General features: G+C 62.5%; 21 protein-coding genes. 13 read left to right on the top strand and 8 right to left on the bottom strand.

Going from position 1 to position 20,377, the window contains the following annotated elements; all coding sequences use genetic code 11:
* Positions 1–9: 9 nt before the first annotated feature.
* Complete coding sequence (locus ACQR1W_RS34150; RefSeq protein WP_434854881.1) at positions 10–1,083, top strand: tartrate dehydrogenase; 1,074 nt, start codon at positions 10–12, stop codon at positions 1,081–1,083.
* Between the two features lie 371 nt (positions 1,084–1,454).
* Positions 1,455–2,873 (top strand): pyruvate kinase, encoded by a 1,419-nt coding sequence (gene pyk / locus ACQR1W_RS34145; RefSeq protein WP_434854880.1) that lies wholly within the window; start codon positions 1,455–1,457, stop codon positions 2,871–2,873.
* 54 nt (positions 2,874–2,927) lie between these two features.
* On the opposite strand, the gene ACQR1W_RS34140 is transcribed toward pyk, so the two are convergent.
* Positions 2,928–3,482 (bottom strand): MarR family winged helix-turn-helix transcriptional regulator, encoded by a 555-nt coding sequence (locus ACQR1W_RS34140; RefSeq protein ID WP_434854879.1) that lies wholly within the window; start codon positions 3,480–3,482, stop codon positions 2,928–2,930.
* Positions 3,483–3,675: 193 nt separating this feature from the next.
* On the bottom strand, positions 3,676–3,930 hold the full coding sequence (locus ACQR1W_RS34135; protein ID WP_434854878.1) for a hypothetical protein: 255 nt from the start codon (positions 3,928–3,930) through the stop codon (positions 3,676–3,678).
* Between the two features lie 76 nt (positions 3,931–4,006).
* On the opposite strand from ACQR1W_RS34135, the gene ACQR1W_RS34130 reads away from it, so the two are divergent.
* On the top strand, positions 4,007–5,863 hold the full coding sequence (locus tag ACQR1W_RS34130; RefSeq protein WP_434854877.1) for a tannase/feruloyl esterase family alpha/beta hydrolase: 1,857 nt from the start codon (positions 4,007–4,009) through the stop codon (positions 5,861–5,863).
* Between the two features lie 38 nt (positions 5,864–5,901).
* Here the strand turns inward: ACQR1W_RS34130 and ACQR1W_RS34125 are convergent, their stop codons facing one another.
* Complete coding sequence (locus ACQR1W_RS34125) at positions 5,902–7,365, bottom strand: serine hydrolase domain-containing protein (protein WP_434854876.1); 1,464 nt, start codon at positions 7,363–7,365, stop codon at positions 5,902–5,904.
* A gap of 215 nt (positions 7,366–7,580) precedes the next feature.
* On the opposite strand from ACQR1W_RS34125, the gene ACQR1W_RS34120 reads away from it, so the two are divergent.
* The gene (locus ACQR1W_RS34120; protein ID WP_434854875.1) at positions 7,581–8,390 is read left to right on the top strand and encodes an FkbM family methyltransferase; all 810 of its coding nucleotides are present in this window, start codon (positions 7,581–7,583) and stop codon (positions 8,388–8,390) included.
* Between the two features lie 47 nt (positions 8,391–8,437).
* On the opposite strand, the gene ACQR1W_RS34115 is transcribed toward ACQR1W_RS34120, so the two are convergent.
* Together ACQR1W_RS34115 and ACQR1W_RS34110 are read right to left on the bottom strand one after the other, a co-directional pair.
* Positions 8,438–8,821 carry a hypothetical protein gene (locus tag ACQR1W_RS34115; protein WP_434854874.1) on the bottom strand — a complete coding sequence of 128 codons (384 nt, stop codon included), beginning with the start codon at positions 8,819–8,821 and terminating at the stop codon, positions 8,438–8,440.
* Between the two features lie 134 nt (positions 8,822–8,955).
* Complete coding sequence (locus ACQR1W_RS34110; protein WP_434854873.1) at positions 8,956–9,399, bottom strand: Lrp/AsnC family transcriptional regulator; 444 nt, start codon at positions 9,397–9,399, stop codon at positions 8,956–8,958.
* A 166-nt stretch (positions 9,400–9,565) separates the two neighbouring features.
* Between ACQR1W_RS34110 and ACQR1W_RS34105 the strand changes: the two genes are divergently transcribed.
* Entirely contained in the window at positions 9,566–10,513 is a 948-nt protein-coding gene (locus ACQR1W_RS34105) for a DMT family transporter (RefSeq protein WP_434854872.1), read from the top strand.
* Positions 10,514–10,515: 2 nt separating this feature from the next.
* On the opposite strand, the gene ACQR1W_RS34100 is transcribed toward ACQR1W_RS34105, so the two are convergent.
* Positions 10,516–10,800, bottom strand: coding sequence for a hypothetical protein (locus ACQR1W_RS34100; protein ID WP_434854871.1), 285 nt, complete (start codon positions 10,798–10,800; stop codon positions 10,516–10,518).
* On the opposite strand from ACQR1W_RS34100, the gene ACQR1W_RS34095 reads away from it, so the two are divergent.
* The 3 genes from ACQR1W_RS34095 to ACQR1W_RS34085 all read left to right on the top strand — a co-directional run bounded on the left by ACQR1W_RS34095 (position 10,794) and on the right by ACQR1W_RS34085 (position 13,310).
* Positions 10,794–12,068 (top strand): class I SAM-dependent methyltransferase, encoded by a 1,275-nt coding sequence (locus tag ACQR1W_RS34095; protein ID WP_434854870.1) that lies wholly within the window; start codon positions 10,794–10,796, stop codon positions 12,066–12,068. The two genes, ACQR1W_RS34100 and ACQR1W_RS34095, sit on opposite strands and share 7 nt — an antisense overlap.
* The gene (locus tag ACQR1W_RS34090; RefSeq protein WP_434854869.1) at positions 12,068–12,418 is read left to right on the top strand and encodes a hypothetical protein; all 351 of its coding nucleotides are present in this window, start codon (positions 12,068–12,070) and stop codon (positions 12,416–12,418) included. Before ACQR1W_RS34095 ends, ACQR1W_RS34090 begins: the two co-directional genes overlap by 1 nt.
* 412 nt (positions 12,419–12,830) lie before the next feature.
* Positions 12,831–13,310, top strand: coding sequence for a peptidoglycan-binding domain-containing protein (locus ACQR1W_RS34085; RefSeq protein WP_434854868.1), 480 nt, complete (start codon positions 12,831–12,833; stop codon positions 13,308–13,310).
* A gap of 380 nt (positions 13,311–13,690) precedes the next feature.
* Here ACQR1W_RS34085 and ACQR1W_RS34080 read toward each other — a convergent pair whose 3' ends face one another.
* Both ACQR1W_RS34080 and ACQR1W_RS34075 read right to left on the bottom strand, forming a co-directional pair.
* Positions 13,691–14,146 carry a VOC family protein gene (locus ACQR1W_RS34080; RefSeq protein ID WP_434854867.1) on the bottom strand — a complete coding sequence of 152 codons (456 nt, stop codon included), beginning with the start codon at positions 14,144–14,146 and terminating at the stop codon, positions 13,691–13,693.
* A gap of 217 nt (positions 14,147–14,363) precedes the next feature.
* Complete coding sequence (locus tag ACQR1W_RS34075; protein WP_434854866.1) at positions 14,364–15,164, bottom strand: IclR family transcriptional regulator; 801 nt, start codon at positions 15,162–15,164, stop codon at positions 14,364–14,366.
* 180 nt (positions 15,165–15,344) lie between these two features.
* Between ACQR1W_RS34075 and ACQR1W_RS34070 the strand changes: the two genes are divergently transcribed.
* The 5 genes from ACQR1W_RS34070 (at position 15,345) to ACQR1W_RS34050 (ending at position 19,785) form a co-directional block, all read left to right on the top strand.
* A complete protein-coding gene (locus tag ACQR1W_RS34070) occupies positions 15,345–16,505 on the top strand; it encodes an aminotransferase class V-fold PLP-dependent enzyme (protein ID WP_434854865.1) in 1,161 nt (386 codons plus the stop codon).
* Positions 16,506–16,530: 25 nt separating this feature from the next.
* Positions 16,531–17,433 (top strand): amino acid ABC transporter substrate-binding protein, encoded by a 903-nt coding sequence (locus ACQR1W_RS34065; protein WP_434854864.1) that lies wholly within the window; start codon positions 16,531–16,533, stop codon positions 17,431–17,433.
* Positions 17,434–17,500: 67 nt separating this feature from the next.
* Complete coding sequence (locus ACQR1W_RS34060; protein ID WP_434854863.1) at positions 17,501–18,295, top strand: amino acid ABC transporter permease; 795 nt, start codon at positions 17,501–17,503, stop codon at positions 18,293–18,295.
* Positions 18,292–18,987: an amino acid ABC transporter permease gene (locus ACQR1W_RS34055; protein ID WP_434854862.1), complete on the top strand. Its 696-nt coding sequence runs from the start codon at positions 18,292–18,294 to the stop codon at positions 18,985–18,987. The genes ACQR1W_RS34060 and ACQR1W_RS34055 overlap by 4 nt, the downstream gene beginning before the upstream one ends.
* 36 nt (positions 18,988–19,023) lie before the next feature.
* Positions 19,024–19,785 carry an amino acid ABC transporter ATP-binding protein gene (locus tag ACQR1W_RS34050; RefSeq protein WP_434854861.1) on the top strand — a complete coding sequence of 254 codons (762 nt, stop codon included), beginning with the start codon at positions 19,024–19,026 and terminating at the stop codon, positions 19,783–19,785.
* Positions 19,786–20,377 lie beyond the last annotated feature (592 nt).

Below are 20,377 nucleotides of genomic sequence, written 5' to 3'. Positions count from 1 at the left end.
AGCTTTCCCATGCGCAACTATAACATCGCAGCCATTCCCGCCGACGGCATCGGGCCGGAAGTGATCTCGGCCGGCGTCCGCGTGCTCGAGGCGCTCGCCAAGCGCGCCGGCGATATCGGCTTCACCGTCAAGACCTTCGATTGGGGATCGGACTACTACAAGAAGCACGGCGTGATGATGCCGGCCGACGGCCTCACTGAGCTGAAAAAGTTCGACGCGATCTATTTCGGCGCGGTCGGCGCGCCCGATGTGCCCGACCACATCACGCTGTGGGGCCTACGGCTGCCGATCTGCCAGGGTTTTGACCAATACGCCAATGTGCGGCCGACCAAGATCCTGCCCGGCGTCGCCTCGCCGTTGCGCAATGTCGGCGTTGGCGATCTCGACTGGGTGATCGTGCGCGAGAATTCGGAAGGCGAATATGCCGGCATGGGTGGGCGCGCCCACAAGGGCCTGCCGGAGGAGGTCGGCACCGAGGTCGCGGTGTTCACCCGGGTTGGCGTCGCCAGGATCATGCGTTACGCCTTCCAGCTCGCCCAGTCGCGGCCGCGCAAATTCCTCACCGTCGTCACCAAGTCCAACGCGCAGCGCCACGGCATGGTGATGTGGGACGAGATCGCGGCCGAGGTGGCGGCCGAATTTCCCGACGTCACCTGGGACAAGATGCTGGTCGACGCCATGACCGTGCGCATGACCTTGAACCCGAAGAGCCTCGACACCATCGTCGCCACCAACCTCCACGCTGATATCCTGTCCGATCTCGCCGGCGCGCTCGCCGGCAGCCTCGGCGTGGCGCCGACCGGCAATATCGATCCGCAGCGTCGCTTTCCCTCGATGTTCGAGCCGATCCATGGTTCGGCTTTCGACATCACCGGCAAAGGCATCGCCAATCCGGTGGCGACGTTCTGGACCGGCGCGCAGATGCTGGAGCATCTCGGCGAGAAGGACACCGCCGCGCGGCTGATGGCAGCAGTCGAGAAGGTCTGCGCGGCCGGCATCCTCACGCCCGACGTCGGCGGCAAGTCCACCACCAAGGAGGTCACCGACGCCGTGATCGACGCGATCCACGGCTCCAACGTCTGAGTCTCCTTCTGCGAGGAAGCAATTTTAAGTTGTAAAAATCGCGCGATGGGAGCGGCAGGCTCCCCGCGCCAGGATGACGGAGGCGCGCTCCGGGGGCCGGTCGGTGTTCCGCTGTGGCTTACAGTTGCACTCTCGGGTGATCCGGCTATATGGGGCGGGCGCCGAGCGATGGCGTCACGGAACCGAGGCAGCCGCGGGCGCGTCCGTATCGGTCCACGCAGCGTCATGAGAATAGCTTGAGCGGCCGGGCTTGCCTTGCCGCGTTGGGCGGCTATTCGTGGTGTGCGCGAGTCGGCGCTGTCACAACGCTGACCAATGTCAACGATATCAGGGCCATCTCGCTCGGCTCCGGATAGAAAGGACACATCACCATGCGTCGTCATCGTCGAGCCAAGATTGTCGCCACCGTCGGCCCCGCCAGCAATTCGCCGGAGATGCTGAAGGCACTCTTTATGGCCGGCGTGGATACGTTCCGCCTCAATTTCAGCCATGGTACGCAGGCCGATCACGCCAAGGTCCACGCCGCAATCCGCGCGCTCGAGCAGGAGGTCAAGCGTCCGATCGGCATCCTGATGGACCTGCAGGGGCCGAAGATCCGCGTCGGCACCCTGCGCGACAAGAAGATCACGGTGGAAGCGGGTGAGGCCATCCGCTTCGTGCTCAAGGGGAGCGAGGGCGACAAGATGTCGATCCCGCTGCACCACCCGGAGATCTTCGCCGCGGTCGCGCCCGGTCACGATCTGCTGATCGATGACGGCCGGGTCCGCGTGCGCGTGACCGGGCTGGGCGACGATTTCATCGACGCCAAGGTGGTGGTCGGTGGCGCGATCTCCAACAACAAGGGCGTCAATCTTCCGGGCACCGTCCTCGACCTGTCGCCGCTGACGGAGAAGGACCGCTCCGATCTCGATTTCGGCCTCAAGCTCGGCGTCGACTGGGTGGCGCTGTCCTTCGTGCAGAAGCCGTCCGACGTGATCGAGGCGCGCAGCCTGATCGGCAACCGCGCCGGCGTGATGGCCAAGATCGAGAAGCCGGCAGCGCTGGAGCGGATCGACGACATCATCCAGCTCTGCGACGCGATCATGGTGGCGCGCGGCGATCTCGGTGTCGAGATCCCGCACGAGGACGTGCCGGGCAAGCAGAAGGAATTGGTGCGCGCCTGCCGCCTTGCGGTGAAGCCGGTGATCGTGGCGACGCAGATGCTGGATTCGATGGTGGCGGCGCCGACGCCGACCCGTGCCGAGGTGTCCGACGTCGCCACCGCGATCTATGACGGCGCCGACGCGGTGATGCTGTCGGCGGAATCGGCCTCGGGGCAATATCCGCGCGAGGCGGTCGCGATGATGGACAGCATCATCAAGGCGACGGAAGGCCACAAGATGTACCGCTCGATCATCGAGGCGACGCAGCCCGGCGAGGAGCAGACCCCGCCGCACGCGGTGGCGACCGCCGCCGCCGACCTGGCCTCCGCAATCCATGCCAAGACCATCGTGGCTTACACCTCGAGCGGCACCTCGGCCTCGCGCGTCGCGCGCAAGCGGCCGAGCCTGCCGATCCTGGCGATCACGCCGAACGAGGACGTGTCCCGCCGCATGTGCCTGCTGTGGGGCGCGCACAGCGTGCTCTCCGAGGACATCAAGAACTACGAGGAGATGGTCGAACGCGCGACCCATTTCGCCCTGGACCAGGAGTTCGTGCAAGGCGGCGACCTCCTCGTTGTGGTCGCCGGCATCCCGTTCGCGCAGGCCGGCACCACCAACAATCTGCGTGTCGTCGCCGTGCCGCGGTAACGCAACGCTCCGAAGAAGGCGCGCGCGTGCCACGAAGGCACGCAGCGCCCGACATCACTCGTCCAGGAAGATCGACAGCGTCCGCTGCAGTTCCTTGAAGGCCTGCGATCCGATCTTCTTGGCGAGCGCCTTTTCGCCTTCAGCGATGATCGGCCTCAGTCGGGCAACGAGAGCGCCGCCGTCAGGGGTGAGGTGCAATACGTAGTAGCGGCGGTTGAGCGGCGATGCGGCGCGAACAACGAGGCCGCGTTGTTCGAGCTGGTCCATCATCCGCCCCAGACCCGCGCGCTCGATCGACAGCAGTTGCGCCAATGCAAGCTGATTCACCCCGGGATTGGCCTCGATTACGCTCAGCACTGAGAATTGCGCCGGGCTGATGTCGAACGGCGCCAAGCGCCGGCTGATGTCCTTGAATACCCAGAGTTGTGCGCGCCGGATCCGATAACCCAGGGACTGCGCCAGATCTCCCATCGCCAGCGGCTTTGCCGGGGTTAGCGAGTTTGTCGCCACCGTGTTTTGCCGCAGGGCTTTCGGGGAGGTCGACTTGCCCGGCGCCGAACGAGCACGTTTGGCGGCTTGGTCTCTGACCCGCAGGCCCTTCAGTTGCATCCTCGCCTGCCTTTCCGACTGTGTGAGCCCGGCAGATTGAGATGCCGGTGGGATTTGTTCAAGTCCTGATCGGCCATTGCCGGATCAGCCTTGCTGATTGCAGTGACGCAGCGTCTTGCGCAGATGCGAAGAGGCGCGACCTCCGCACTACGTTTTCACAAATCGCATGTTGACAAGGCTACATGGTGGTCAGCTAATATTTGCAAATCAATTGCCGTCGCAAGAACGGCTGGAGGAAACGTCCGTGCTGATACGATCGACTGGCCTTGCCTGGTGCAAGGTGCGGCGGCACCGGCGCGCGTTGATCGCGCATCATTGCGATGCCGTCGACGAACGCGGCGCAGCATTTGCGAGACGACGTCTCGCATCCCAGGCACTCAAGATCCAGCCATTCAAGAAGCAGGCATTCCAAGACCAAGCGTTCATCTGCTGAACCGGTGCCGCTCATCGGCGGCGTCTCGTGGCGCGTTGCTGATCGAAGCGTTATCCGGATCGTTTTGAAAAAGAGAGTGGGGAGGTGCGATATGAAACGACTGATCTTACCATCGACGATTGTTACGACCGGGCTTTTGCTCAGCTCAGCGGCGTCAGCGAGCGCGCTGCCGGCCGCCGGTGTCGCGCCGCGGCTGGCGTGCGCCAGCATCGCGGGGCTTGCTCTGCCGGATACCCAGATCCTGAGCGCCACGCCGAAAACGGGTTATTGCAACGTCATCGGCATCATCAACAAGCGCACCAGCGCGCAGGATCCCGATCATTTCACCTACGGGATCGGCTTTTCGCTCAATCTGCCCAACACCTGGCATGGCCGCTTCGAGATGATGGGCGGAGGCGGCAGCGACGGCAGCCTGAACACCGATCCGAAGGGCGCGGCCGGCGTGGAGCTGAACCAGGGCTGGGCGATCGCGGCCGATGACGGCGGGCACGAAGACAATGCCGCGAACGCGGTCGGCGGCTATCAGGACGACGATGCCAATGCCGGCGGCGGGCAGCACTTCGCGGTCGATGAGCAGGCGCGCGTCGACTACGGCTACAACGGCATTGCAAAGACCGCGACCATCTCGAAGAAGATCATCGCCGAATATTACGGGCTGGAAGCGGTCTATTCCTACATCATGGGCTGCTCGAATGGCGGCCGCGACGCCATGGTCGCCTCGCAGAAGTCGCCCTGGCTGTTCGACGGCGTGGTCGCGCAAAATCCCGGCTTCAACCTGCCGCAGGCGGCGATTGCGGAAGCCTGGAACGAGCAGGCGCTGGCGCCTCTGGCGACCAGCCAGGATGTCAATGGACAGCCCTTCATCCCCGACACGTTCCCATCGCAGGATCTCGCCGTCGCCTCGGCGGCGATCCTGAGCGCCTGCGATGCGCTCGACGGGCTGGTGGACGGACTGATCGACAACTACCACGCCTGCACCAAGCAGAAGGTGTTTCCGGCGCTGGCGGCGTTCACCTGTGGTACCGGCACGCATGGCAGCACGCCGCATGGCGGCACCTGTCTGACCAGCGGGCAGGTCGATGCGCTGAAGAAGATCTATGCCGGCCCCACCAACTCCAAGGGCAAGCGGCTCTATTCGGATTGGTTCTGGGACGCCGGCATCTGGGCGCCGCCATCGGCGCCGGGCCTCGGCTGGGCCGCCTGGAACGTCGTCACCGCGCCGGTCCCGGGCGTCAACACCGCGGCCAATCTGACGCTTGGCGCGGGCGCGCTGCCGATGATCTTCACCACGCCGCCGGTGGTGACGCCGGTCAATGGACCCAATGGGCAGGGGGCGTTCGTCTTCCACTATAATTTCGATACCGATGCGCCCAAGATCTTCACCGAGACCAAGGCCTATCCCGAGAGCTCGATGGACTTCATGGCCGCGGTGTCGACGGATCTGCATCCGTTCAAGAGCCGGGGGAGCAAGCTGATCATCTCCTCGTCCGTGAATGACGGCATCTTCTCAGGGGCGTCGATCGCGCGCTGGTACCGCAACATGGACCGGCGCATGGACGGCCGCGCCGAGGATTTCGCGCGGCTGTTCATGGTGCCGAACATGGCCCATTGCGGTGGTGGGCCCGCCACCAGCGATTTCGCGGTGAACGAGCTCAACGCCATCACGGCCTGGGTCGAGACCGGCACCGCGCCCGATCGGATAGTGGCGGCCAATCACAACACCGCCTCGCCATTCCCTGCCACCGGCGGCCTGTTCGATCCGCGCATCGCTACCAACTTCCCCGCCGGCGGCACGCGCCCGCTTTGCGTCTATCCGAAGATCGCGAAGTACAAGGGCTCGGGCATGACCAACGACGCCGCAAACTTCGCCTGCGTCGACAACGGATTGCCGCACGGCGACGGCGATCACGACGATGATGACGATGGTCTCGACGGGCATCGTCATTGAATGACTGCCGCGGGCGGCAGATGCTCCGCCCGCGGCCTCTACTCTATCTTGGAGTCGAACTGCATCAGGCCCTCGGCATCGAAGAACTGAAACCTGTCGTCCTTGACGACGACATCGAAGCAGCGTTCGCGCGGTGCGGCCGCTGTTCGGTCGAGATCGTCCTTGGTCAGTGTGCGGCAGTAACGCGCCTGATCGTCGACGCGCCACGTGCCGCTGGACCGTTCGCGGCGCTCGGCGCCGGCGGCCAGCACCGACAAGCTGCCGTCATCATGCAGCTGCCAAATGAAGGGTCCGCCAACGAGCGCAGCGCCGAGCAGAAGGTCCTTGCCGGATAATGCCGCTTTCAGCGCCGCGACATCAAGCCGTTGCCCGTCGGCATGGGCGAGGCTTGCGTCCGGTCCGACGTCCCGGTCCCCGGCCGCCGAGAGGATCAGCCAGAGCAGCCGGCCGATCTGCCGGAACGTCGGTTCGGGCTTGCGCGGGCCGAGCGGCGCGAGCGCGGCGTCACTGTTCACCCGGTGCACGATGACGAGATCATAGGCCGGGATCACGAACGCATATTGTCCTTCAGCGCCCATCGCTTCGTACGTTCCCGCAGGGACTTTCACGATCGGCGCACCGGTATCGCTGAGAAAGCCGATCCACCACAGATAGCCATAGCCCATGCCGGGGCCCAACGCGGGATAGGCGTTCGAGTAGGATTGCACGCTGGCGCGGACCCAAGACTGCGGGACGATCTGGCGATCGCCCCATTTTCCCTCGTGCAAATAGAGCAGTGCGAAGCGGGCGAGATCGCGCGCGCTCATCCGGATCGGGTAGGCGGGATGATTGGACGCGGCGCCCCGCACGTAGCTGCCATCGCTTGGCTGATAGTCCTGCATCCCGATCGGCCGCGCGATCTGCCGGTCAAAGGCGCTGAAGATCGATTGCGCCGTCGCCTTCTCATAGATGGAGCCGAGCGCGTTGAAGTCCCAATTGTTGTAGTACCAGAACGTACCGGGCGCGTGACTGCCGCGTGGCGGACGCCGCCGGGCCATGCCTGGCGTCTCATAGAGCGCAGCATGAGAGATGCCGGAGCGCGCCTTGAGCAGATCACCGACGGTCGCGGATTTTTCTGTCTCCGTGAGGCCAGGCGTGTTGTCGTCGATGCCGAGGCTTGCCAAGGTCGCGTTGAGGTCGATCCAATGCTCGTCGGCCGCGATGCCGATGAGGGCGCTGAGCAGGCTCTTGCGCACCGAATGCAGGTTGCTCCTGCTCGTAATGTCGCCCCATTGGGCGATGATGCGTCCATGCTGGACGATCATCACCGCCGCGGTCGGCGCGATCAGCAGCGACCAGGACTTGGCCTCGGCAAGCATCGCGGCTGACCAGCCCGCCGCCTCCGGCGTCGTGGTCTCGAACGCCGTGCCGGGATAGGTTGCGACGGTCCCGCGTGTCTCGTCTGTGCCGAGCGCGGGTCGGCTGAGCATGAAACCGACCAACATCGCGGCGGCCAGGGCCAACCTTGCGCTCCTCGTCATCACCCCTCCCATCGTTGCTCACAGGAACAGACCGCTGCCGTCCATCGGCGCCAGCCGATCCATTCAAAGGTTGTGGTGATAGCACAATGATACCGCTTTGGGTGACCGAGAAGGGCGCCCCCATCCGGTGTCGCCGGCGCCCCATCGCGGTCGCAAATCTCGGAGATGATGGCCTTTAACCAGGGAGACGCTCGCGGATGCACGACGGCGACATTGCAATTGCCGAAGACCTCGCTCGATCGGGGGCGGACCGATGCCTTGGTCAGAAGGCGCCCTCGATCGGTGAAATCGCCCGCTTCCATATTCGCTCATGGAAGGCGCGCTTCCGCGACCACACGACGGAGTTCGCCGCGATCAGGCGTCATCTGCGGCCGGGCGACACCGTGTGCGACGTCGGCGCCAACAAGGGCAGCTTCACCTCCTGGCTCTCGCGCTGGTGCGGCGAGCAAGGGCGCGTTGTCGCGTTCGAGCCGCAGCGCGAGCTGGCAGATCGCCTGGCGGCCGTCTGCGCCGCGGCCGGCCTGCGCAATGTCACCGTCGAAGCGAAGGCCGTTCATGCCGCGTCGGGCCGGCGTGAGCTCTATATTCCCGTCGGGCATGCGCCGGGCGCCTCGCTCAATCCGCCCGCGTCTCCGGCTGAGAGATCCGACCGGGTGACGGTTCCGGTGGTCGCGCTCGACGACTACTTCAAGCCGAGTGAGCGCGTGACCCTCCTCAAGGTCGACGTCGAAGGCGCGGAACTCGACGTCTTCCGTGGCGCGCGGCGGATTCTCGAGAGGGACAGGCCGATGCTGGTGTTCGAATGCGAGACCCGGCATCTGGTCGGCAGGACGATCGACGACGTTTTCGCCTATCTGGCCGCGCTCGGGTATCGCGGCAGCTTCGTCTCCTCCACGGGCCTGCAGCCGCTGTCGGCGTTCGATGCGGCCGTGCACCAGCGGCACGACGGCGCCTGGTACTGGAAGCGCAAGGACTACTACAACAACTTCATCTTCACGGCGGGCTGAACGCGCCGCAGGCGCTGTGTCGGCCGCCCGCACGCAGCCGACGGATGCTATCGCCCCGGCGATTTGAATCGCAGCTCGTAGCTCGCTGTCCCAAACATCGATGGGATCGTTGCGACGGGTCCTCCGATCGGTGCGATCGGTCCGGAGACATAGAACGAAATCAGCCGGCATTCGGCCCGCCAATATTCGGCCAGCACGGCGCACTCATTGGCCGCCATGGTGTAGAGCGAGCGGCGGGCGGTGTCCTGGGCCGTGGTGGCAGGCACGTCGCGTGCATCGGCTGCGCCCTCGATCCGCGCTTGGAACGTCGTCGTGATCTGCAGCGGCTGGTTCGGACCGGCGGCTCCCGGCTCGACCGGAAAAACCGCTTGCGCTGAGGCCGCCGAGATTAGCATCGCCAGAGCCAGCGCCGCTGCGATCGTCCTTGCCATGCGCGTCCCCCAATGATCACCGGCGATGCCGGGCTGTCCTATCTGTCGAATTGTCATTCAATTTGATGCGCCGACACTTCGACCAAACGCTTCCTGATATCGCAAGATCGTCGCGCGGCCAAGTGCACGCGTCATCAGACAGGCAGCTCGGTGGACCGCTTCACCTCTCGCACGACGAGGGTGGATTTGTAGTTGGCAACGCCAGGCAGCTTGGCGATCCGGTCCAGCAGGATGCGCTGATAGTCCTCGATATCCCTGGCGACCACGGTCAAGACGTAGTCCCAATCGCCGAGCACCGTCATGCACTCGATGATTTCGGGAATGGCGGTGACCTGCTTCTCGAACCGGTCGAGCGTAGTCCTATCCTGGACGGTCAGCCGCAGCTCGACCAGCACGCGCACCCCCAAGCCGAGCCGGTCGGGATCGAGCAAGGCGACGTAGGACCGCACGTAGCCGGCTTCTTCGAGCGCCCTGACGCGACGAAGCGTCGGCGACGGACTCAAGCCGACCTTCTCCGCAAGGGCGTCGTTGCGGATCGCTCCATCCCGCTGCAGCTCACGGAGGATTCTGCGATCCATCGGATCGAGCTTGGACATTTTTCGCCAAGAATTTGAATATTTGCACAATCTGATTGCGCAGTCTGATGCGTTTGCCTGTGAAACGCAACCAGCAGGCGCAAGGAATGGCTTCTCATGATGCCCAGGGATCGCGACCGCGAGCCCAGCATTTCGAGGATGTTTCGGCATGCCAATATTTCCAGCGAAGCCCATGACGCGCCCCGAGCTCGTGGGCTGGGTCGTTCTCGTTCTGCCGCCGCTGTTCTGGGCGGGCAATTTCGTTGCGGGCAGGGCGGTTCGCGATGACGTCCCTCCGATGACATTGGCGTTCGCCAGGCATGTCGTCGCCCTGGTAGTCCTGCTGCCGTTCGGGTGGGCCGCCATGCGTCGCGACATCGCCCGCTACTGGGCCTGCCGCTGGAAGCTCCTTCAGACATCGCTGGCGGGCATGGTGGCGTTCAATTTGCTCGTCTATCTGGGGCTTCACTCAGCGACGGCGTCCACGGCCCAGCTCTTGAACTCCGCCATTCCCGTCCTGATCGCGACCTTGAGCGCGGTGCTCTTCAAGCAGCGATTGGGTGTCGCGCAGATGTTCGGCCTGGTGCTGTCCTGCAGCGGCGTCCTGACCATCATCCTGCACGGCGAATGGGTGCGACTGCTCGCCTTCCGCTTCTCGCCTGGCGATCTCTTGGTATTTGCCGGGATGGTGTCGTTTGCGCTGTTCTCGATTTTGCTGCGGTCCCTGCCGCCTGGCATCGACCGTCTCGGACTTCTGGGCGCGCAGCTGATGATCGCCGTCGTCATTCTGTTTCCGCCCGTGGTGTGGGAGCATGTCCGCGGCGCACGGGTGAACTGGACGACTGGCGCGCTTGCCGCAATGCTCTACGTCGGCATTGCCGCGTCCCTGCTTGCGAACCTGCTCTATATGTTCGGCATCGCGCGGGTGGGGCCCGTCCGCGCGGGGATGTTCATCCATCTCGTTCCGCTCTATGGCGCCATCCTGTCGGCCGCATTGCTGGGTGAGAGCCTGCAAATCTATCATGCGGTCGGCATGGGCGCCGTTGTCGCCGGTCTCGCCTGTTTCAACATCGCCGAGCCTCAAACGAGACGCGCGACGTCGCCCGTTACCAGCTGAAGCTATTTGTCAGGATCGAGATCGGGGTAGAGCCGTATGATGGGCAATAACAGTACCGTTCCGCCTGCCATTGCCTCTCCAAGAGATCTCTTAAACTCTTTCTTCACCGCCCCGTCCGCGATGTGGGCGTCAATCAGATCGTTGAGGCGATTGAGGGGCTTTCCGAGGGCCAGTATTCCGCGGACGATGTCTTCAGCTAACGCGCGTTCCATTTTCTTACTCTTGTGATGCAGCGGCGGCTCTTGAGTTCGCTGGCCAAGTCGGCCAGCATAGCTGGAACTTGGCATTTCTTTTCTGGCGTTTTCAACTCTGGGCGGATGTCATGGTGGCCGATGAACATTGGCAAATGGATGCCAGCGCGCCTGAGCTCTACGAGCGTTATCTCGTTCCGGCTATCACCTCGATCTGGGCCAATGATCTGCTGGACCGAACCAGGCCAACAGGCGAGGAAAGCGTGCTCGACGTCGCTTGCGGGACAGGCGTCGTGGCGCGTCTCCTGGAGCAGCGTGGGCATGCCGGAAGGTTGGTCGGCATAGACCTTAACGCGGCTATGTTGGCTGTGGCGCGAACAAGGTCGGTGAGGGTCGAGTGGATCGAGGGCAGCGCGCTGGAATTGCCGTTCAAGGCGGATTGTTTCGATGTCGTGCTTTGCCAGCTCGGATTGCAGTTTTTCCCTGATCGATCTCGGGCGCTGGAGGAAATGGCGCGGGTTCTCAAGCCCGGCGGCCGCGTTGGGCTCAGCGTTTACAGTGCGATCGAGCGAACGCCGGTCGCACACGCCTTCGTCCAGGCACTGGAAAAGTTTCTCGGCGCCGAGTCCTCGCGAACGAAACGCTCCGAGCATCTCTCCTGTGATGCCGACGAGGTCGGCAACTGGCTACGACAGGCTGGCTTCAACGCTGTCAACGTTCTGACCGTGTCGAAGCAGATCAGCTTTCCATCGATGCTCGATTACGTTCGCTTCCAGCTCACGGCGACTCCGATGGCTGCACTCTTGCAGGGCGAGGATGCTGCCGGACGTGAACGCATGATTGTCGCGATCGCTGATGACGCTGTGACTCGCCTCGATCCGGCTGTCTTAGCGAACGGCGGGCTGACATTCCCCCAGGAGTCCTTCGTGGTATTGGCATCGAAGGGCGAAGTGAATGGGCAAGTGCAGGAACGGCCGCACACAAATGAGCATCGGACAAATGCTGACAAACCGTTTCATGATCGCGCATTGCTGTTACATGGACTGAAGCGCAACAAGGTTCTGAGCTTGGAAGAGGTTCAGCAATACGGCAGCGACAGTTTCTCCGACCCGGAATACATCCGGCTCTACGGCATGACACCGCCGCAATGGTACGAACGTGGCGTGCGACTGCTGGGCCGAACCGCCGTCGAGTGCACACGTGATGCCGTTGCCGATCGGATCGGGCAGGATGTGGCGGCCGTGGCAGCCTCTCTCCCGTCCGGCACCCGATGGCTCGTGCTCGATCCATTCGCGGGCTCCTGCAATACTCTGTATTGGATTCTGCGGCATGTCTCGACCTCCCGCGGGATCGCATTCGAGTGATGCCCGGCGACTACAGGAGCTTGTTGGAGCAGGTTGATCTGCCAACAGATGAAGCGATGATCATCTTCGTGGCGCCACCCTGGGGCACAGCGCTGGATGAGGTTCAAGGGCTTGATTGGCGTCGAACTGAACCTCCGATCACCGAGATGATTGCACAGTTCGGACAAGCGTATCTAAACAGCCAGCTGCTTTTCGCCATTCAAGTCTGCGAAAAGGTGAATGCGGAGTCTTTGGCTGAGCTGCGTGCTGAACTCGATTGGTCGTCGCTGAAAGTCTATGGATTCAACGTTGCGGGCCGAAATCATGGTATCCTCTTGGGAACCCGAGGATGGATACCTCAACAGCTGTGACGCGGGTTACCTGCTCCACTGAAGTCGAGTCCGACAAGGGTCTAAGCGTCGGTCGGGGGCACTCGAGCCTGAGCCGCTCTTAAGAGCGGACTTCACCTCCGTCTGAGCGCGGATTTGTTGCTCCGGCTCGACCGGTCTCAAGCTGTCTTCATCCATCGCGCGGAAGCGTTGCAATGGTCCAAGCGTGGTCAGGCCAGCGAATGACGCTCCCGTCCAAGGCGGTGCGCCGATCCCATGCCCGCGTGCAACGCGGCGTAACAATGGGCTCGAGGCGAGGGAACCGTGTCCCACGCACGACAGTTACCTTAAAGGAAGCGAAGTGGCGCCGCCGGATGTTGATAGCCCGGGGCGGCCCGGTGTATCTGTATTTCGAGAGCGAATCATCGGCCGAGTTGGGGGCGAAGGAAAGGCCATGCGCGCCTTGATCCTAGCATTGTCCGTCTTAGTGATCGTCGGCAGCGCGCACGTTGCTAACGCTGGTCTGAGCAACACACCCCGTGAAACGTTAGCACCCGCCGATACGGCGACCGCCACCGACGAAGCGACTCAGGAGACCGAGGATCAGATTGGCCTCACCAGGGCAAAGCGTCGGGAAGTGCAACGTGGGCTAACCAGGCTTGGGTTCGGCACCAAGATCAATGGGAAGTTCGACGAATCGACTCGCGCGGTCATCGCGCGCTGGCAGGAGGAGCACGGCTACCCCGCGACCGGCTTCCTCAATGCTGCCCAGCATAAGGTCCTAACGGACGCCGCGACGGAGGCTGCCAAATCTGACCATCAGGCCCGTCGTCGCGCTGCGGGCCGTGCTGGCCATTCGCGTGGTGTCGGCGGTCCAATCGGCGCTATCGGCGGCGCGGTGCACAGCGTCGTGGGCGGATTATTCCGCAGGTGATTCGTCTAGCGCCAAGATGGATGGAAGACGTCCATGGCAGCCTAACACCTTGTAGAACGGCTGTGACGATGACTCGCAAGTGGCGAGCTCATTTATCAGCGCATATGCATGGCTGGGGAGGCGGAGGGATGATGTCGGGGGACGGTCGGAACGGATTAACTCGCTCCGAGCACAACGAGTCCGCTCTATCCTGGCAGCCGACATAGAAGCAGAGTCTGAAGGAAGCCGTATTGGGCCCAGATGCGGCTATCGAGGCCAGCCCTGCCGCTGCGTCTGGTCCACCCCAAGACCAGACGCAGCGGCAAGTGCCTCAGAGGCAGCAAAGGCACATGAGGGCCATCCCGACTTGCACCGGTGACCGCAGTTCGATGTTGGGCGCCCTAGCCGGAAGCGTCCGAGCCGCCCCGCTGTACTAACTCGAGAGTGATCCCCTCGGGGCCCTCGAACAGCCGCAGCTTTCGGCTGATGTAGTCCATTTCGTCGCTCAGCAAGGTTACGCCGTTGGCCACGAGGTGCGCGGTGGCTGCCTCGATATCGTCGACGCGGAATGCGAGGTGATTGAAGCCCCGTTGTCGCAAATTGGTCGGGTGCGCACCCGGATCGGTCCCTGGGCTCGGGTCAAACTGAAGCAGCTGAATCTCGAAAGGAGGATTCGCTCCTTCGAGTACGAGAGTGATGTGCTGCGCCTTCATGCCCGGTATGCCCATGTACCGGGCGGGAGCGCCACCGTCGATCGTCGCGACGTGATCCTTTCTGAAGCCAAGGAGTGCGAAGAACGCGATCGCCCGGCCGGCGTCTGCCACTGCGATCGTAACATGATCCGGATTGAGTATCATCTGATGACTCCCTGTCATGAACACCGCGCTGTGCCGGCTTACCTCGGCTGGGTGAGCTGCCGGCATTTGTCCAGCAAGGGATCGATACCGCGCGCACGCAACGCCGGCCAGCGCTATCGAAATTGGACCAGTAAGGGGCAAAACAGGCCAGCGCCGCAATTCCTGTTTTTCTTTAACAGCCTCCCGATCGCACGAACGTTGGGCACGGGATACGCGTTCAAAAGTTCTCTGGCACGTCGCTGTCTGCATCGTCATCAGCCTGGAGGACTGTTTCTGATAGCAGCGCGGCGGCCTTCTGCAGTGGAGCGATGAACCGATCCAGCTCGGCGAAGCTTACGCGTGCTACGGGAACGGAGACCCCCAGGCAGGCGATCAGCTCGCGGTCCGGCGACAGGATGGGAACGGCGCAGCCGACAACGCCTCTCACGAACTCCTCGTTGGTCTTTGCCCAGCCCCGTTTGCGGGTCTCCTCAAGCACCTTCATCAAGCTCGCGACGTCAGCGATCGTGGTTTCGGTATATCTGGTCAAAGCGAGTGCGCGGCACAGCTTCTCACGCGCACGCTCCGGCAATCGGCTCATGTAGATCTTGCCCGTCGACGTGCAGTGCAGTGGCGCAGCCTCACCCGGATTGAACTGGAGACCTTGTGGCTGCGACGCGCGGACGCTGTCGACGTAGGCAACCATGTTATCACGCACCACGCCGATCTCGCATTGCTCCCCGATCTCGGCGGCGACGGCGCGCAGCACCGCATGGCGGCGCGCGGTGCGAAAGGCCGCACCGATGACCTTTGCGGATAACGTGACGAGCCGATTGCCGACAACGTAGCGCTTCGTTCCGAGAGCCTTCTGAACGAGGCCTCGCTCCTCCAGGTTTCCGACCAGCCGGTGCGCGGTCGGCAAAGGCAGCGAAAGCGCATCGGCAATCTCCGCGACCGAGACAGCTTTGGTCTGGCCGGCGATGTAGCCAACGATGGCAAATGCACGATCGAGTGGTCCGTCGCTCTTTCCCTCAATCATCCTGATTTCCTGATATCAACGCTCAAAAAATTATCATTTTTCGGAATTAAAGCTATTGAATTTTGGAAATCTATCTGGATGACCGCCGCTGATGCCCATATCGTTGGCGTTGCCGACGGATGAACAAGCTTTGTGCACCGCCATCCCGGCACCGCGCCTGGGGCTCAAAAGGAGAATGGAATGTCGGGGCACTACGACGTCGACGCCGTACGGAAGCAGTTCCCGGCTGCTGAGCAGATCACCTATCTCGACTCCGGCTTCCAAACGCCGCTCGCGCGTCCCGTCAAGGCGGCAATCGAGCTGTTTCTCCGAGAAGGTCTCGAAACGGCCGGTCCGAAACGGGTGTGGCTTGATCGCGTCGAACAGACGCGCGCGAGAGTCGCACGGCTTCTGGGCGCCTCAGCCGATGAGATCGCCTTCACCAAGAACACCTCGGAAAGCATGAACATCGCCGCGAATGCGCTGCCTCTGCGCGCGGGCGACAAGGTCCTCATGATCCACGGCGATCATCCGAACAACGCCTATGCGTTCCTCAACCTGCAACGGAAGGGTGTTGCGGTCGAGTTCGTGCCGATGACCGAGATCGTCGATGCCGACAGCATTCGTCCCTACGTCGACACGAATACGCGCGCGATCTCGATGTCGCAGGTGACGTTCCACGCTGGTCACCGCTTCGACGTCGAAAGCATCGGCGCGCTGTGCCAGGAGAAAAACCTCTATTTCGTCGTCGACGTCATGCAGGCCATTGGCGTTGTGCCGATCGATGCCAAAGCGATGCGCGCGACGTTTATCGGGTCGGGAAGTCACAAGGGGCTGCTGGTGCCGCAGGGGCTGGGATTGCTCTATTGGGAGAAGTCCAGGACCGAGCTCGAGCCGGCCTATCTTGCTGCTGCCAGTCTTGCGGACATACCGGCTGATCTCATCGCCCGTCCCGATGAACTCGCGCTATCAACGAGCGCCCGCCGTTTCGAGCTGGGCAACTTCAATCTTCCGGCAATTCACGCACTCGGCGCCTCGCTCGACATGATCGAAGCGATCGGCGTGCAGAACATCCAGAAGCATTGTTTTGACCTTGGCGATCATCTCATCGCCGAGCTCGATCGGCTGGAGATTCGCCTCGTCGGCCCGCGCGACCGGCAGCACCGGGCACCGCACATCTATGTCATCGCACTGCCGGCCGCCGAATGGCTCGGCCATTTCGAGCAGAACGGCGTGCGCGTCTCGCCGGAGCGCGATGGCATCCGCGTTTCGTTTGGAATGTTCAATACATCAGCGGACGTCGACTGCCTGATCGATGTCATCCGTCGGCGCGGAGTGACGCCGTCATCCAGGGCAGCCTAGGCCGCGATTGCAGAGGGAGGTGCACATGAAGAAGTTTGCGCGTGTATTCGGCATTCTGTCTGGCCTCGCGGCCATCGGCGCCTGTGCGGAGCCGTCGGCGGCAGCCGACAGTCCGACGCTTGCGAAGATCAAATCGAGCGGCGGCATCACGATCGGCTATCGCGAGGCCTCCATTCCGTTCTCGTATCTCGGGCCGGATCAGAAACCGATCGGATTCTCGCTGGATCTCTGTGCAGCGATCGTCGAGCGCATCAAGGCCGAGCTCAATCTGCCCAATCTCACCATCAACTATACCCCGGTGAACTCGTCCAATCGGATCCCGCTCATCCAAAACGGTACCGTCGATATCGAATGCGGCGGCACGGCGAACGACAAGAAGCGACAGGAGCAGGTTTCGTTCTCCGTCGCCACATTCGTGAGCCAGCCGCGCTGGCTGGTCAAGGCTGACAGTGGCCTGAAAGCCGCAGGCGACCTGAAAGGCAAGACGATCGTCGTCACGCAAGGGTCTAACGCGATCGGCTTCGCGCAAGCGGTGAATGCCAAGGAGCAGCTTGGCCTGAACATCGTCCAGGCAAAGGATCACGCGGAATCGTTCCTGATGTTGAACACCGGCCGTGCGTCCGCGTTTATGGAAGATGATATCCTTCTCGCGGGCTTGAAGGCGGCCGCTCCGAATCCGAACGCGTTGATCCTGCTTCCGGAAGGGTACGCCAAGATCTACTATGGGTTGATGTTCACGAAGGGTGATGCCGGCTTCAAGGCGCTCGTCGATGACGTTCTCTCAAAGCAGATGTCGTCAGGCCAGTTCGAGAAGACCTACGCAAAGTGGTTCACGAGTCCGATTCCGCCCAAAGGCGAAAACCTCGCGTTCCCGCTCACCGACGAGTTGATGGGCCGGATCGGGCATCCCAGCGATGCCGTCGACTAGTCGGCGCGACACCGGAGAATTTCCCGCACACTGATTCTCCCTCGCACCAGAAGTCCCGAGGTTCGCGATGTTCGGAGTGCTTTTTGAACAAGCGGCGGACGGCCAGCGCTATATCGGCTGGCTTCTGTCGGGCCTTGGTTGGACCTTGGCGCTGGCCTTTTTCGGTTGGTGGATTGCTTTCGCTGTCGGCCTTGTGGTCGGGATCGGCCGGACTGTTCAGAACGGGATGGTCGCGGCACTCGCGCGGCTATATGTGGAGATCTTCCGCAACATTCCTGTCCTGGTGCAGATGTTCCTCTGGTACTTCGTGCTGCCGGAGCTGCTTCCGAGCGCGCTCGGAAACGCCGTCAAACAGATGTCGCCGCCCTGGGGATCGTTCTTTCCCGCGCTCGTTTGCCTGGGTCTCTACACGGCTGCCCGCATCGCCGAACAGGTTCGGGCCGGGATCGAGGCCTTGCCGAAAGGACAAACCGAAGCGGCGCACGCGCTCGGGCTTACCGGATATTTGACCTATCGCCACGTCATCGTGCCGCAGGCGCTCCGCCTGATCGTGCCCAGCCTGACCAGTGAAGTCATGGGCATCTACAAGAATACGTCGGTTGCTCTGACGATTGGATTGATGGAGCTCGCCGCCCAGGCGCGCCAGATCAGCGAAGCGACGTTCCAGACCTTTACGGCTTTCGGTGCCGCGACGCTGATCTATCTCGGATTGGCGCTGATCGCCTACCAATCGATGGTGCTGATCGACCGGGCGGTTCGGATCCCAGGGACCTCGCTGGTGAAGGATGCAATCGAGCCGAGTGTCGCCGACGACGTCCGGCCGGTCGGCTCCTTGCCGGAGGCGATGGAGGTCGTGAAATGAACAGTCTCGATTTCTCGATTGTCTTACAGGCGTGGCCCTATCTCTGGTCGGGGCTGCTGTTCTCGCTGGCGTTGACCGCCGCGGCCTTCGTCATCGGCATGAGCCTGGGCACCTGCTTCGCGCTCGTGCAGCACTTCGAGCTCCCCGTGATCGGGAGGATCGTGCGCGGCTATATCGCCTTGATCCGCTCGATCCCGCTGATCCTCGTCCTGTTCTGGTTCTTCTTTCTGGTGCCGATCGTGCTTGGCCATCTCGGCGGCGGCGGCCGTCCGATTCCGATCGGCGCCACCTGGACGGCGTTCATCACCTTCGGCCTGTTCGAGGCCGCTTACTATTCGGAGATCATCCGCGTCGGGCTGCGCGCCGTGAACCGCGGACAATTCGAGGCGTGCCAGGCGCTCGCGCTGTCAACTTTCGATACGTATCGATGCGTGATCCTTCCTCAGGTGCTCCGGGTGGCGAGCCCGATCATCCTGAGCCAAACCATCATTCTGTTCCAAGACACCTCGCTGGTCTACGTCCTTTCACTCACCGACCTGCTCGGTGCGGCCTCGAAACTCGCACAGCTCAACGGTCGTCTGGTCGAGATGTATCTCGTGGTCGCAGTAGTCTATCTCGGCATCAGCTCGGCGGCATCGCAATGTGTGGCATCGCTCCGTAAACGCTATGCGATCGCTGGAGCGCACCGGTAAAACGTCGAACCAGAACGCCGTCATTGGGAAACAAGAATGCTTCAGGAAACTGGAACGAAGCGGTCATCGGACATCGTCATCGTGGAAAACCTGGTGAAGCGTTTCGGCCGTTTCACAGCTTTGAACGACGTCAATCTCAGCATCAGGACCGGCGAGAAGATCGTTGTTTGCGGTCCCTCGGGCTCGGGCAAATCGACGCTGATCCGGTGTCTCAACCGGATCGAAAAGCATGATAGCGGTCGTATCGTGATTGACGGCCTCGAACTGACCGACCGAATGACGGACGTCAACGGCGTCCGTCGCGAGGTTGGGATGGTATTCCAGAGCTTCAATCTGTTTCCGCATCTCTCGGTGGTCGAGAATTGCATGCTTGCGCCGATGAAGGTGCGCGGCCTGTCGCGGGCGGACGCGCATGAACGCGCGATCGGCTTTCTCCAGAAGGTGCGCATCCACGATCAGGCGAACAAATATCCGGGACAGCTCTCCGGGGGCCAGCAGCAGCGCGTTGCGATCGCGCGCGCGCTCTGCATGCAGCCCAGGATCATGCTGTTCGACGAACCGACCTCTGCGCTTGATCCGGAGATGGTCAACGAGGTGCTCGACACCATGGTGGAACTGGCGCGAGATGGAATGACCATGGTCTGCGTGACGCACGAGATGGGCTTTGCCCGCGAAGTCGCGGACCGGGTGGTCTTCATGGATCGAGGAGGCGTCGTCGAGGAAGCCGACCCCGACACTTTTTTCCGGGCTCCCCGCACAGAGCGAGCAAGAGGCTTTCTCCGGCAGATCATCCATTAGGAGAGATGGCTGCTTGAGGTCATAAGCGCCGGTCGGGGCCCGACAGGAGGAGACGAACCCTCTTGAGCGCGGACCTCGATAGCCCCACTTGCGCGAGGAGTTGCTGCTCCGGCGTCCCATCCATGAATGGGCCGCGCGGAAAATCCAATTTGGTTTGCGCACTCAATGCGATCACCCCTGTCCAGTCCTGTCTTGAAAAATATTCTTGTTTCGTTTTTTCAGAAAGTATGCTTTTCTGACGTCGTCCCGTGCTCGATCAAGAGGGGCGCTTCGCGATCGTCACGAACGTTGAGCGCGGGATGCGGTGGGCGTGTCGGGGTGCAGCGTGACGGCATAATCCGGAAAAGTGCGTAGCGGTTTTCCGAACAAGATCATGCCCAAGTCAAGTTCACGCGGACGAACAACCCGGTGCGCACGGTCAAGTCGTGTGGTCCTGATCTCCCGGTGCTGAGATCAAGGTCGCGGCGCGCGACGAGCGCACCGGCCGACAGGGGCAAGAACGCCGGTCCCTGGGAAGCAACTGTTTTTTTGGTAGACCGGCGACCGGCCGGCCTCAAGGCTGGCGCGAAGACGCGCCACCGCCTGCGGCGGC

It is taken from the genome of Bradyrhizobium sp. HKCCYLS1011 (assembly GCF_051167795.1).
GTDB lineage: Bacteria > Pseudomonadota > Alphaproteobacteria > Rhizobiales > Xanthobacteraceae > Bradyrhizobium.
Note: the sequence above shows the minus strand (reverse complement) of the source record. Positions and strands in the feature narration are given on the sequence as shown.

What these genes read in the sequence shown, in the direction of transcription:
- ACQR1W_RS34065 (WP_434854864.1), top strand. Translation starts at nt 16,531, where the DNA reads ATGAAGAAGTTTGCGCGTGTATTCGGCATTCTGTCTGGCCTCGCGGCC.
- ACQR1W_RS34150 (WP_434854881.1), top strand. Translation starts at nt 10, where the DNA reads ATGCGCAACTATAACATCGCAGCCATTCCCGCCGACGGCATCGGGCCG.
- ACQR1W_RS34140 (WP_434854879.1), bottom strand. Translation starts at nt 3,482, where the DNA reads ATGCAACTGAAGGGCCTGCGGGTCAGAGACCAAGCCGCCAAACGTGCT.
- ACQR1W_RS34105 (WP_434854872.1), top strand. Translation starts at nt 9,566, where the DNA reads ATGCCAATATTTCCAGCGAAGCCCATGACGCGCCCCGAGCTCGTGGGC.
- ACQR1W_RS34075 (WP_434854866.1), bottom strand. Translation starts at nt 15,164, where the DNA reads ATGATTGAGGGAAAGAGCGACGGACCACTCGATCGTGCATTTGCCATC.
- ACQR1W_RS34070 (WP_434854865.1), top strand. Translation starts at nt 15,345, where the DNA reads ATGTCGGGGCACTACGACGTCGACGCCGTACGGAAGCAGTTCCCGGCT.
- ACQR1W_RS34135 (WP_434854878.1), bottom strand. Translation starts at nt 3,930, where the DNA reads ATGAGCGGCACCGGTTCAGCAGATGAACGCTTGGTCTTGGAATGCCTG.
- ACQR1W_RS34130 (WP_434854877.1), top strand. Translation starts at nt 4,007, where the DNA reads ATGAAACGACTGATCTTACCATCGACGATTGTTACGACCGGGCTTTTG.
- ACQR1W_RS34050 (WP_434854861.1), top strand. Translation starts at nt 19,024, where the DNA reads ATGCTTCAGGAAACTGGAACGAAGCGGTCATCGGACATCGTCATCGTG.
- ACQR1W_RS34100 (WP_434854871.1), bottom strand. Translation starts at nt 10,800, where the DNA reads ATGCCAAGTTCCAGCTATGCTGGCCGACTTGGCCAGCGAACTCAAGAG.
- pyk (WP_434854880.1), top strand. Translation starts at nt 1,455, where the DNA reads ATGCGTCGTCATCGTCGAGCCAAGATTGTCGCCACCGTCGGCCCCGCC.
- ACQR1W_RS34115 (WP_434854874.1), bottom strand. Translation starts at nt 8,821, where the DNA reads ATGGCAAGGACGATCGCAGCGGCGCTGGCTCTGGCGATGCTAATCTCG.
- ACQR1W_RS34060 (WP_434854863.1), top strand. Translation starts at nt 17,501, where the DNA reads ATGTTCGGAGTGCTTTTTGAACAAGCGGCGGACGGCCAGCGCTATATC.
- ACQR1W_RS34120 (WP_434854875.1), top strand. Translation starts at nt 7,581, where the DNA reads ATGCACGACGGCGACATTGCAATTGCCGAAGACCTCGCTCGATCGGGG.
- ACQR1W_RS34090 (WP_434854869.1), top strand. Translation starts at nt 12,068, where the DNA reads ATGCCCGGCGACTACAGGAGCTTGTTGGAGCAGGTTGATCTGCCAACA.
- ACQR1W_RS34085 (WP_434854868.1), top strand. Translation starts at nt 12,831, where the DNA reads ATGCGCGCCTTGATCCTAGCATTGTCCGTCTTAGTGATCGTCGGCAGC.
- ACQR1W_RS34080 (WP_434854867.1), bottom strand. Translation starts at nt 14,146, where the DNA reads ATGATACTCAATCCGGATCATGTTACGATCGCAGTGGCAGACGCCGGC.
- ACQR1W_RS34055 (WP_434854862.1), top strand. Translation starts at nt 18,292, where the DNA reads ATGAACAGTCTCGATTTCTCGATTGTCTTACAGGCGTGGCCCTATCTC.
- ACQR1W_RS34110 (WP_434854873.1), bottom strand. Translation starts at nt 9,399, where the DNA reads ATGGATCGCAGAATCCTCCGTGAGCTGCAGCGGGATGGAGCGATCCGC.